We start from the raw sequence: 12,971 nt of genomic DNA on the forward strand, positions 1-12,971 counted from the left end.
AAAATTTGACCGCGTAAGCGAAGCGTGCTTCAAATTTTAGGATTTCGAGATTAGAGTTTTCCAATTTTTGGAAGCCAGACGAAGCGTGTTAAACCTTTTATTCTGGTTTGAAACCAAGTAAATCCTGCAACCAATCGTTTGTAAAAACCTACGATCACACAAATTTTCCTACTCCTCTATATCCTCAATATCATATCGATCCAAATCCTCATACACATACGACTGTTGAATACCTCGCAAATAAACACCCCTGTCATCAACCCTCTTCGTCAAAGCATTCCTCAACAAGTGTTTAATCTCCAAAGAATTCACCGGCGACCTCTCCATAGCACTCAAATAATCAGCCCTGTCCACCATCACCCAGTCAACACACACATTCAGATTTTTCTTCAACATCAAATCCAGCCAAATCCTAGTCGCACGACCATTCCCTTCCCTGAAAGGATGCGCCACATTCATCTCCACATACTTCTCAATAATCTCATCAAAAGAACCCTCAGGCATCCTCTCAATAATCGCCAAATTACTCTCTAAATACAACAAATTTGCAAACCTGAAATTTCCTTTTGACAAATTCACATCACGAGTCTTACCTGCAAAATCAAAAATATCCTGAAACAAAAACCCGTGAATCTCCTGCAAACCCTTGTAAGTACCAACCTCAAAGTCATTGATCAAACCCTTGTCCCAAAGCTCAATAGCTCTTCTTTTAGACAAAAGCTCCTCATCAATAAAACGACCCATCAAACACCATCCCTTCTTATAATTATTTTATGTAAATTTCTGCTTAATTTCTAAACGTGTCGAATTTCATACGGTTAAATTTTATTATTGTAAATTACCTTTTATCCACAAATTCCTTTAGAATAAAAGGCTTTAACTAAGCGAGTCATCTGGAGAAAATTGGAAGCCAGACAAGTGAAGTTAAACCTTTTATTCTGGTTTGAAACCAAGTAAATCCTGCAACCAAATTTCTGTCCCTGTCTATCATCACACGAACACTCTGACTCCATCCTACAACATCTCCCCATCATCATAACCTACCTCAGCACTCCCCATACAAACGAAAATTCATTCGAAAAAATCCGTCAAAATCAGGGAGTGAAACTTTAGTCCGCGGACTGATTTAGGATTTTGAGAGTTGAATTATCAACTTTCTCCCCAAATCCCCCAATGAGGTGTGACCCTTTAGAATAAAAGGCTTTAACTAAGCGAGTCATCTGGAGAAATTTGTGAAAACTCAATCGCAGAAATCCGGCCAAAATTTGACCGCGTAAGCGAAGCGTGCTTCAAATTTTAGGATTTCGAGATTAGAGTTTTCCAGTTTTTGGAAGCCAGACAAGTGAAGTTAAACCTTTTATTCTGCCCAGCGACCAAGTAAATCCTGCAACAAAAAACCTGTCCCTGTCTGCCTAACCACGAACTCTATAACTCCAATCCAGCAACAAAACCCCATCATAACCTATCCCAGCAACGCCCATACAAACGAAAATTCATTCGAAAAAATCCGTCAAAATCAGGAAGCGCAAGCGAAGCTAGCAGACTGATTTAGGATTTTGAGAGTTGAATTATCAACTTTCTCCCCAAATCCCCCAGAGGTGTGATCCCTTTAGAATAAAAGGCTTTAACTAAGCGAGTCATCTGGAGAAAATTGTGAAAACTCAATCGCAGAAATCCGGCCAAAATTTGACCGCGTAAGCGAAGCGTGCTTCAAATTTTAGGATTTCGAGATTAGAGTTTTCCAGTTTTTGGAAGCCAGACGAGTGAAGTTAAACCTTTTATTCTGGTATGAAACCAAGTAAATCCTGCAACCAAACCCTGTCCCTGTCTACCTAACCACGAATTCTCACACTAAGCTAACAACCCCTCACTCAAAACCTATCTCCACACGAATTCTCTATCTCTATCTAACAACACCTCACTACTTCCTATACTCATACCTCAACACGCCCTCTTTCCCTGGTTCTAGTTCCTCAACAACCTTCCCTTGGAAAAACACATACGCGCCACCCTTCGCCCTGTCATCCTCATCCACAAACGAATTCACAAACAACACCGGCATCGGCACAAGCTGCGATTGGTTCCTGTAGTCCTCAAACTCATTCTTATACCAGTCAAGCACCGAAAAATCCACAAACACCGGCCACAACAAAACATCAGAGTCAATCATAGAAATATAAGTATACAAATCCTCATCCCAGAAGTCCCCGCAAATCAACGTCGAAAAACTCACGCCATCCATCTTGTACAAATACAACTTATCGCCTTCCCTGTAATCGCTACACGCATTAGGCTCCTTCCAACCAGGACTCATTCTCCTGTAATTGTTGATAATCTCGCCACGTTTCGTCACAGTCATCTGCGAAGAATAAAAAGCGCCATGATCATTCTCAATATATCCGAACGAAATCGCAATCTCATTCTCCCTCGCAATTCTGCGAATCTCCGCAATCTCATTCGAATTTTGCGTCACAGGAACACCGACATCATCCTTGTACACAAAACTCAAACACTCAAACCCTTGCAGAAAACTCTCCCCAAATACGCACATATCAGCTCCATTTGCCGACTCAACGCTTGCATATTTCTCAATCTGCTTCAAATTAAATTCCTTATCATTCAAACGCTGCTCCACAGCACACAAACTAATCTTCATTACTCAAAAAACTCCCTCGCATAACTCAACTCACCACGAGTCTTGAAACCATCCTCGCATCTCGCCATGAAATAATCATCCTCCACATAAAAAGGACACAAAATCCCGTAGTCCCTCGCTCTCGTGAAACCAAACCTCGTGAACACATCAGGCTCACCCATCACGCAGATAAATTTCACCCCGCGACTCATAACATCATCGACAGCACTTCCCACAAGCAAATCCACATTATCATCACTCAAATGCTCATCGTCAATGTAGAAAATCGACAGCAACAACCCTTCGAACTTCCTCACACGACCCCTCGTGAACATCACAAGCCCACAAATCGCATCGCCATCTTCCAACACAAACGTACAATCCTCACAAAAACTCTCCGATTTCACAATGTCCTCGAACAACTTCGCATCACTCTTCTCAGAAAAACTATACTTCATATTAGAATCTCTCAACAAATCACAACAACTGTCGTAATCATCCGCATTATATAATCTATATCTCATAAATCCCTCTTTTTCATCATTCGTTACATCAATTATATCCTAATTCACACACATTTACCATTTCTATCATCACATCACCCACCAACCACACACTCATAAAATAACCACATTTAAAGATTACAATTGCATTAATACAAATCAAGGAGGAATCAATGCAACAAACTAAAAAAAGATACACAATAGGCGAAGAAATCTTCAACTCCGTCACACATGGAGTGGGAGTTCTAATAGCAATAGCGTTCATGGTACTATTAATCATAAAATCACAAGGTAACCCTCCACTCATAATTGCAAACATAATCTACGGAGTAAGCCTAATGCTGATGTTCCTATTCTCCACACTATATCACGCCATCACCAACACCAAAGCAAAAAAAGTCCTCAGATATTTCGACCACTCCGCAATATTCATCTGCATAGCTGGAACATTCACACCAATAATAGTTAGAGTGTTACAAGGCGCACAAAGAGTAGGATTCTTAGTAGCCATTTGGCTTATAGCACTAGTAGGAATAATCCTTAAAATCACAATATTCAGGAAAAATCTCCAAGAAAAATACAAAAAGCAATCACTCATACTTTACGTAGTAATGGGATGGATGTCTGTATTACTTATGAAAAATGTCATCCAAATCTCTGGAATTCTTTCATTCATACTTATATTGTCGGGAGGAATACTCTATTCCATCGGCGTGTACTTCTACGCTAAAAAAAGAAAATACTTCCATTCAATATGGCACATATTCATAATACTAGCATCAGTAGCACAGTTTTTCGGAATATATTTCGGATAAAAAAGTAAATAGATATAAATTAAAAACGACTAACTCGTAAGAGAAAGTCGTTTTTGTGTATTTTGCACAGTAATATCAAATAAATCAAATCTCTATTAATATACCTTAATTTTCCTGATCGTCTTTTTGCAAACTTAATGCATTAATTATAAGTGTTTTAAATTCATCATATTTTGCTTCGTTTGTTGATATTTTTTTATTATTTTTATATATGTCATTTTTCGTTATTTCAGAAAAGTTGTCATTATCTAAATGTCTAAGTGTATAGAAATACTCCTTGTGTAATTCTTTAATTATATTGTCAATAGCAATATTAATAGCTTTATCTTCTTTGACAGAATCACCTTTATCTTCTTTGACAGAATCATCTTTATCTTTTTCAAAAAAATCTTTTCTAAGCACATTTTCTATTGATGGTCTCCAAGCTTGGTTGAATCTTCTAAATATGAACACTGGTTTAACTTTACCTTTAGGATTATTAATATATTCCAAAATTTTCCATATTATTATCCTTGCACTTAGCATACTTACTTTTGAAGTTGATTTTACCAAGCAATTAGCAAATCTATTTTCATAATCCTTCGTAGTCTTTCTAGCAAAATTTGGGCTACTGCTTCTAAAAGGAAAAGCTTCTAAATTAACTATTTTCTTTGATATTTCTTTATAATATATTGAATTTTCATTATTTTCTACATTTTCAGAATCATTAATAATTTTTAATAATCCATTAAGATATTTATCTGTATAATATCCTGGTTTTTCAAGTCCATTTTTTTCTAATTCCTTATACAAGATTCCTCCTTTAGAACTTGAATTGAAAATATATTTTTTTATGTCCTTATTGTTTTTCATCTGAACAGCTTCGCACATTGCAACTTTAACATCTATATTTGGATTCACCAGACACAAGAACACTGTTCCATTTTCGACATCTCCTCTAACATGACTAGGTATCCCATAATCAATACTTGCTGCCCTTCCATTTTTATCCTTTAATTCCTTATATAAACCATTATCTATCTTTAGCCATGAAAACTCCTTATCATCATTCTTCAAAGCTGCAAAGAAATCGTCTAATAAATCATCAAAGTCTTTACCTTTCCATGGATTATATTTTCTTAGAAATTCATCAATTGTTTCTACTTTATCCTTTTTTTCCTTATAACTTTCTACCAACTTTTCCAATGCTCTTGTCTCTTCCAATTCTTTTGACTTTTTCAATTCTTCAGACTTTTTAGTCATAACTGCACCTCCACAAACTATTCGGTTAAAATCTTTACAACTTATATATACCCAATTCTAAAATATAATCATATATCCCCACTTCAGCTCAAACAAAAAGGGTAGCTCAATAGAAAATCTATTGCACTACCCTTTATTTTATTTCCTGTGTCTTCTAATATCCAACACAAACTTTCTAATATTCACAATCAACACAATCCACGCTACGATTGTAAACGCCAAAAAAACATAATCCACAGTCTTTGATGACGAATCTGCCTTCACGTTCAATTGTGATGCCTTCTCATTATTCGTAGCATCAGCCGTACTTTTCGAAGAATGATCATCAACCCTCACGCAGTTAATCAAAATCCTTCTAGTAAACGGAGGATACATCGGATCACACGACAATATCGTCAGCATATCCTTGTCTTCCACAGGCTTCAACCTATCCCAATCTGACGGACTGATGTACTCTCTTCCGACAACCTTGTACGTCAACGTCTTCCCATGATGATGCACATACACCACATCATTCGAATACAATTGACCCACCTTCAATAGCATAATATCTCCGTACCAACCCCTGTGGCCCGCAAGCACACTACGCCTGCCCTTACCACCCACAGGAATCGAAGTACCGTCAAGCTGACCGACACCCTTCGCCAAATGATTGTAGCTCGCACCCAAATAGATAGGCTTCTTGAAATTAATCTTCGGAATCTCCAAATACCCGAAAATCCCATTCTCATCAATCACCTTGCTACTTTCAAGCTCAATATCCTCCGAATTAAAAGGATCCATGAGTCCTGTTTCATCCACATTCACATTCGAATTATATTTTTCGATTCTTTCGGAAAGCTCAGTTGACATCTCACCTTGTGCCCTCAAAAAATCATCCATCTTTTTATCTTGTGAGAAAATCTTGTACGACAAATTGCTCAAACAAAACGTCAACAACCCAATCCCCACAAACAAAATCACATAACCAAACTTCCTACTTGATCTCATTATTCTTCTTCCTTCTTCTTTGCCTAATATAATACCACAACAAAATCGCTATAATAATCAGTGAAATAATCAAATAAATCTTGTACTTACCAGTCACTTGACTCACCAAATCCTTCTCCACAGCAGCAGGATTGTATTCAGTACGCTCAGCACGCACCAACAACCTGTGCGAATTAATCATATACGGAGTACAAGTCAATAACGTACAATAATCCTTGCCCTCCACAACCAAAACCTTGTCAAAATCGCTCGGCTCCACAACAAAAACGTCGATAACCTTGTACGCCAACACCTCTTTTATATTGTGAATGTAGAACACATCGCCCTTCTTCATTTTGTTCAAATCAGTAAACAGCTTCGCAGTAGGAAGACCCCTGTGAGCAGTCAATACAGTATGAGTACCCTTGCCACCAACAGGAAGGGAAGTCCCCTCCAAGTGACCAACACCCTTTTGCAAAACCTCCTCACTCGTACCAGCATAAATCGGCAAATCCTGATTAATCTTTGGAATCTCAACGTGACCGATCTTTTCCTTCACCTCGAGCATTCTCGCATACTCGCTAATCGCATTCTTCTTTTCCTTCTCAGAATAAGGATCCGCAAGCTTACTAGGATCCAAAGTCTTGTTGTAAATCTGAGCGAGCCTAATCCTCCTGTCAATCTCCTTCTTGTCAATCTTCTTGGCCGTAGTATCAAAATCGTGCACCGCACTATTAGCCTCAATCCTGTAGTACAACCTCGAAATCAAAGGATACATCGCCACAGCAAACCCCACCAAGAAAATCAACACATACTTCAAATTTTCCTTTAACTTAGACTTCTTCATGCTTATCCTCTACATCAAGTTCTTTCAACTTTTTCTTCGCCTTACGTTGACGATAAATCAAATACAACAAAATAGCGATAATAACCAAAGAAACATAGAACAAATACCTGTAAATATAACTTGCCTTGTTATCAGCAATCAACGCCTCATCCACAGCCGGAACATAAGGAACCCTGTGACCCCTAACCAAAAGCCTGTGCGAATTAATCATAATAGGAGTACAAGTAAGTAACGTACAATAATCATGCCCCTTCACAATCAGCAAATCGTTAAAATTCGACGGCTCCACAATCTTAATCTGATCCACCTGATAAGCCAACGTCCCGAAAACATTGTGAACATAGAACTTATCGCCAATCTTCATCATCTTCAAATCAGTAAACAACTTCGCCGTAGGAAGTCCACTGTGAGCAGTCAACACCGCATGAGTATTGTTCCCACCAATAGGAAGAGAAGTCCCCTCCAAGTGACCAATCCCAATCTGCAACACATCCTCGCTCGTACCAGCATACATCGGCAAATCCTGATTAATCTTCGGAATCTCCACGTGACCAATCTTCTCCTTCACCTCGAGCATTCTCGCATAAGCCTTCCTGCCCTCTTCTTGGTTCTTCTTATCATAAGGATCCTTGCTCACCACATTATTCAACGAATCATTGTAGCCCTTAGCCAAAGCCAACCTCTTGTCCAATTCCTCCTTCGACAAACCCTTCACAGCCTTGTCGAACTCCTTTACTTGATTAGTGGAATCCACCCTATAATACAACCTAGAAATCACAGGATACATCATCACACCAAATCCCAATAAAAATATTAAAATAAACACAAAATTATGCTTAATCTTCTTCCACATTACAATTACCTTTCTCAAATACCGGTTTCTAAGTCAATTATACCTTAAAAAAATAAAATCGAAAAACATTTGATAACGAACATAACCAAACCCTCACACCAATAACACATCTCACAAAATCGTAGACCACCTAGCATGAGGGTTTATTTTTACATATTCTCAAATCTATTTTTCGAATTACTTAATATTTTTTCCTATTAACTTATCGTCCTTTGCAATTATCCACTTACCAATAAAGAACATAATCGCACCACCAATCATACTCATGAAAAATCTAATGTCCCCAGTCTTTGGAATCTTACCACCGCGTGTAATATCTCCACCTGGAGTAGTTCTTCTTCTAGTAATAGTGTCACTCTTGTTAGTAATGAAAGCAATGGAAATAGTCTTATCATCGGCTTGTTTTTTGATTTCAAATTCCACAGGCTCACTCAATAAAATGAAACCTTGTGGAGCCTTTATCTCAACCAAGTAATACTTACCATAATCCATATCCTCAACGGCAAACTTACCATTGTCAGCACTTGTTACAATATAATCCTTGCCGTCCTTCTTCACTGGCTCAAACTTTCCATCTTTGTTCTTAGTCATAACCTTGAACATCGCACCACCCAAAGGCTTCTTAGCTTCATCAGTCTTCATGAAATCGTGTCTGCCCTTGTCATTAGAAGTCTTACTATTCACAACCCTAAGTTCCACAGACTTATCAGAAATAGTAAACTTAGTGTCCACATTCTTAATCACATAACCTGCTGGAGCTTCCACCTCTCTGAAAATATAATCGCCCTTCTTAATATCGTTGATTATAATCTCACCAGATTCGTTGGAAATATATAAGCCCTCATCAGATTTTTCCTCTTTTTTAGATTCTTCGCCGGACTTTTCTTCCTTTTTTTCATCCTTGGATTTTGCTTCATCTTTTTCAGACTTGGAATTTTCGTCCTTCGACTCATCTACATTTTCTTCAGATTTTACCTTGGATCTGTCGTCATCTTTTGGAGATAGTTCAAGCTTGTCATCTGATTTTAAAGTAGCCTTGTTCTTCAACTCGACATACTCGCTACCACGTCTAACAAGTAACTTAAACTTAGCACCCTTCAAAGGATTGCCGCTCTCGTCCACTTTCACAAGTCTCACATTCGTAGAAGATTCCTTCGCATGAATAGTCACATTCTTGCTGTCACCCTCCACATCATCTGGAAGGTTAACCAATACCGAAGCTATCTCCTTGTCACGTTTAATGCCCGAAGTGTCACGCACATAATACGCACCCTTATCCAAATTCCTAAACACTGCCTCATTATTGGAAAACTCCACATCAGCCTTGTCCTTGTATGTAGAATTCAGATTTTCTACGGACAACTTATTCAAATCACCAAGCACAGTAGACTTTTCGGAATTTGGAATTTGTTCATCAGAAACCTTCCACAAACTCATCTTCCCCGTAACATCACCGTATTTCTTAGCCACAGTCACAGTTATCGAATAATCCCCCGCAGCAAATGAACTGCTAGTAAGAGTCATCGCCACCATTACCATAACCATTAATATCTTTTTTAAAATCTTCATATTATTACCTTCCATTTTTAGTTCTATATTAATATTGTTATATTCTTCTAAAAGTGCAAATACATCACATATTTGCACTTTTAGAAGAAGGAAAATTGCTTTTCCTCTCTTCTTTTAGTTATTATCTAGCTTCAGTTGCTTGTCTTTTTTTGATAGCGATAATAGCTGATGCCATTATTGCAAGACCGATAGCAGTGAAGATAATAGTACCAATACCACCTGTTTGTGGGATAGTTACTTTCTTGTTGACGATTTGTTGTCCTTTTTCAGTATCAGTATCGCTAGTATAACCTATATGTGTAGGTACTGCTTCACCTTTTTTATAACCAGCAGCATCACTATATGAACCCTTAGCTACTTTGAAATCAATATCGCCATTTAATTTAGCAAATCCTTTTGGAGGAGTTTTTTCTTCAAGTTTGTAGTCGCCGTATTCAAGACCTGAAATTTCAAATCTACCTTGGCCATCTGAAGTTAATACAACTCTATTATCTACTTCACCTTCTTTTGGTGCATTTACCCAAGTATATGCTGTTGCATTTTTTATGAAAGCTTTATTGTAAGCATCTTGAGCTGTATCTATAGCTGCTTTCTTAGTTTTTCCTTCTTGACCTTCTTGTTGTTCAGCTGTTAAAGCATTATATTCTTCAACTGCTTTGTCTAAAGCTGCTTTAGCAACTGCTACTTCTTTTTCATCTTTTTTAGTTGCTACAAGGTATTTATCTACTTGTTTTCCTTCTTCAGTTACAGTCTTTTTAACAAAGAATTCTGCTCCTGCAAGTCTCTTTCCATTTTCATCAGTCTTAACAAATTTCTTACCACCAAGTACAACCTTTGGTTCTGTTGGGTTAAGTGGTTTTGGATTATTATCCTTATTGTTTGTTATTAATATTTCACCGTTTTCACCTTTTGTAAAGTGTGCAGTTTGGTTCATGTTATTATCTTCTTCAACTTTGTATTGAAGTTCTTTGTCTAAACCTTTCCAAGTAAATGACCATACATTACCTTCTTCTGTCTTAGTTTCTGGACCTGTTATAGTTTTTTCATTTCCAATTGGTGTGTAAGCTGCATTTGGTGTATAAGTTGTAGTAGTTTCTAATTTCCCAGCGTTTTCTTTTGTTTCAAATTTAACTGTACCAATTTCTTCCCCAGTTTGAGCGTTAACTAATTTAAATGATGCCCATTCTCCTTTTGCTGGAGTTCCATCAGCCCAAGTTTTCTTAACAGTTAAATCTCCATTATCGTTTGGTTTTGTAGGGATAGGAGTGTTTCCTTCGCCTGGTTTGTTATTTCCATAGTGGAAAGTGATGTCGTTGGCTTCAGGAATGTCAACTACTGTTATAGATTTTACAGTTGCAGAGTAAGTTAACACAACTTCTACGTCTTTATCTTGTCCATTTACCTTATCAAATCCAGCTTGAGTAAGTTCTATTCTAAATCCATTTGTATTTTTATCTGTAGTTACAGTGTAATCTGTACCAGCTACTGCTTTTGTTCCACCAATTGTAACTTTTAAATCATTATTATATTGTAGACCTTCAGTCATTTCATCTGACCAGTAAGCTGTTTTTAATTTAGATTTTGCTGGAATTTGTGTTTTTACTTCGTAAGGAATCTTTTTACCAATTTCTGCTTTAGCTGTTGCTTTTTTCTTTTGGTAGTTTTCATAGTTAGCACCTACCCCAATACCGGCACCTTTTTCTGCTTCTTCAAATCCATCTGCTTTTTCTAATTCAGTTTCGCCTTTTTCTGCTTTTTTAAAGTTCTTATCGATTTGTGGTTTTTCTTCAGTGTTCTTTGGATAAACGTGAGCATCAGGTACTACACCATTATTATTTACTAATGGTAGAGTAATTTTAACTGGTACAGCTTTGCTATCTGTAATAATCTTTCCATTTTCATCTTTATTTTTATCTTTATTAAAGTAACTTGATTTTTCATGGATTTCTTCGATTAAGAAGTCTCCTTTTAATCCCTTAGTAGTAAATTTAATACCGTCTGCCTCAGTTAAACCTGCAAGAAGTTCAAATCCTTCTGGTAATTTTTCATCTAAAGAGTCTACTGCACCATATACTGGTTTTTCAGTTGCTTTTGTATCTTTTTTAATAGTTACATATTTGCCTTTGTTATCTGTACTGTTGTATTTAACAGCAAAGTATGCACCTGCAATCTCTTTAGAACCTGCACCAAAATAGCTTTCCAATGCTTTTTTTATGTCTTCTGCAGTTTGTTTATTATCTTCTTTCTTACCGATTAAATTACCGTCATATTCGGTTCCATCTAAACCTGTAGTTCCTGGGAACTTTTCATTTTTTAAGTTTTCTTTTGTCATTAACATTTTGTGAAGTGTTACAGTGTTTGTTGTTTCATCAGCCGCACTAGCTATCAATGGGGTGAATACACCAACCATCATCGCTAATGCTATGATTAGTGATAAAAATCTTTTTTTCATAATATAACTCCTTTATATTTATTTTATAACCATTTGCTTCTCGCAAATTATTACCTTGTCCTTGCCCCCTTGGGCACTTCTTCTCTTAGGCTTCTGCCTTCCAACCCTTCCGGTTTCATAAGCATCGCCTACATCTCACGAACCTCTCAGTCCGCTTTCTATAATCAAGCCCTTTTTCTTAGAACTTAGATTAGCATGTTAATTTTTCTTAACGTCTTTTTCTCTCATACATAGCCCTTGGACTATATTTGTTCTTCGTAGCCTTGTATGTTCTTATCTCTTTTACTTCTGTAAGCTCAAGACCTTCATATCTCTCATCAGCTTCTTCAGTTGCAATATCCTCAGTATTAGCATCATCTAGCTTGTCATTCACACTACTTATTATCTCATCAGCATCTTCACTTGCAATATTTTCAGTATTACCATCATCTTGCTTGTCATTCACACTGCTTATTATCTCATCAGATTCCGTACTCGAATTACCATTTCTGTACATATCTTCCTTGATAGCTTCCAGTGTGTATATTGCATTTGTGATATATTTTAGCTTCGCTGATTCAGATTTATTGCCAGTAGAACATAGATTAAATACAAATATTACAAAGCTTATTAAAACTACTACTAACACGAAGTATTTCATAGCCTTTGAATCTTCTATAATATCATAAACTATTCCTAATACCGCTATAAACATTGCTAAGTAATCAGAAAAACTACTTTGATTTCCTACAAGCGAATCTACATCATCTCTATAAGTCTTAAATGTGTTTAGGTCATTCAGTAAATTCTCTTCAATGATATTGTCATTTTCCAAGTAATGCTTATTAACATATTTCAAAATATATTCACGTGTAAAACAACTTCTTTTTTCTTCGTCATACGCTAACTTATATAAGCATTCATCATCTTTTAATTTCACTGTTCTTAATTTCCTATTTATCTTCCCATCATAACTCATAAGACCACCTCATCGACGTTTAATAGATTTACCTCAACATCATTGAGACCCCAGGGACTTGGCTTGTCGCCTCATCCCCTTGTCTCTTATTTAGTCCCTTTACGGAGGGTACCTCATCTTTTGATCAA

At 36.9% G+C, this 12,971-nt stretch carries 11 protein-coding genes; 1 reads left to right on the forward strand and 10 read right to left on the reverse strand.

Going from position 1 to position 12,971, the window contains the following annotated elements; genetic code table 11:
* Positions 1 to 168: 168 nt before the first annotated feature.
* From fic to HMPREF0391_RS01080, 3 genes are all read right to left on the reverse strand, one after another.
* Positions 169 to 744, reverse strand: a complete 576-nt coding sequence (fic, locus tag HMPREF0391_RS01070) for a protein adenylyltransferase Fic (RefSeq protein ID WP_002834976.1) — start codon at positions 742 to 744, stop codon at positions 169 to 171.
* A gap of 1,177 nt (positions 745 to 1,921) precedes the next feature.
* A complete protein-coding gene (locus tag HMPREF0391_RS01075; protein ID WP_002834977.1) occupies positions 1,922 to 2,656 on the reverse strand; it encodes a carbon-nitrogen hydrolase family protein in 735 nt (244 codons plus the stop codon).
* On the reverse strand, positions 2,656 to 3,159 hold the full coding sequence (locus HMPREF0391_RS01080) for a GNAT family N-acetyltransferase (protein ID WP_002834978.1): 504 nt from the start codon (positions 3,157 to 3,159) through the stop codon (positions 2,656 to 2,658). Before HMPREF0391_RS01080 ends, HMPREF0391_RS01075 begins: the two co-directional genes overlap by 1 nt.
* 152 nt (positions 3,160 to 3,311) lie before the next feature.
* On the opposite strand from HMPREF0391_RS01080, the gene trhA reads away from it, so the two are divergent.
* Positions 3,312 to 3,953, forward strand: coding sequence for a PAQR family membrane homeostasis protein TrhA (gene trhA / locus HMPREF0391_RS01085; RefSeq protein WP_002834979.1), 642 nt, complete (start codon positions 3,312 to 3,314; stop codon positions 3,951 to 3,953).
* Between the two features lie 105 nt (positions 3,954 to 4,058).
* Here the strand turns inward: trhA and HMPREF0391_RS01090 are convergent, their stop codons facing one another.
* From HMPREF0391_RS01090 to HMPREF0391_RS01120, 7 genes are all read right to left on the reverse strand, one after another.
* Positions 4,059 to 5,195 (reverse strand): hypothetical protein, encoded by a 1,137-nt coding sequence (locus HMPREF0391_RS01090; RefSeq protein WP_002834980.1) that lies wholly within the window; start codon positions 5,193 to 5,195, stop codon positions 4,059 to 4,061.
* A gap of 138 nt (positions 5,196 to 5,333) precedes the next feature.
* Positions 5,334 to 6,185 (reverse strand): class C sortase, encoded by an 852-nt coding sequence (locus HMPREF0391_RS01095; protein ID WP_002834981.1) that lies wholly within the window; start codon positions 6,183 to 6,185, stop codon positions 5,334 to 5,336.
* Positions 6,172 to 7,011, reverse strand: coding sequence for a class C sortase (locus HMPREF0391_RS01100; RefSeq protein WP_002834982.1), 840 nt, complete (start codon positions 7,009 to 7,011; stop codon positions 6,172 to 6,174). Before HMPREF0391_RS01100 ends, HMPREF0391_RS01095 begins: the two co-directional genes overlap by 14 nt.
* Positions 6,998 to 7,864: a class C sortase gene (locus tag HMPREF0391_RS01105; RefSeq protein ID WP_002834983.1), complete on the reverse strand. Its 867-nt coding sequence runs from the start codon at positions 7,862 to 7,864 to the stop codon at positions 6,998 to 7,000. Before HMPREF0391_RS01105 ends, HMPREF0391_RS01100 begins: the two co-directional genes overlap by 14 nt.
* Positions 7,865 to 8,041: 177 nt before the next feature.
* The gene (locus HMPREF0391_RS01110; protein WP_035109661.1) at positions 8,042 to 9,433 is read right to left on the reverse strand and encodes an MSCRAMM family protein; all 1,392 of its coding nucleotides are present in this window, start codon (positions 9,431 to 9,433) and stop codon (positions 8,042 to 8,044) included.
* Between the two features lie 121 nt (positions 9,434 to 9,554).
* On the reverse strand, positions 9,555 to 11,885 hold the full coding sequence (locus HMPREF0391_RS01115) for a pilin N-terminal domain-containing protein (protein WP_002834986.1): 2,331 nt from the start codon (positions 11,883 to 11,885) through the stop codon (positions 9,555 to 9,557).
* Positions 11,886 to 12,093: 208 nt separating this feature from the next.
* Complete coding sequence (locus HMPREF0391_RS01120; protein WP_002834988.1) at positions 12,094 to 12,843, reverse strand: hypothetical protein; 750 nt, start codon at positions 12,841 to 12,843, stop codon at positions 12,094 to 12,096.
* Positions 12,844 to 12,971 lie beyond the last annotated feature (128 nt).

This window comes from Finegoldia magna ATCC 53516 (assembly GCF_000159695.1).
In the GTDB taxonomy this organism is placed as follows: domain Bacteria; phylum Bacillota; class Clostridia; order Tissierellales; family Peptoniphilaceae; genus Finegoldia; species Finegoldia magna_F.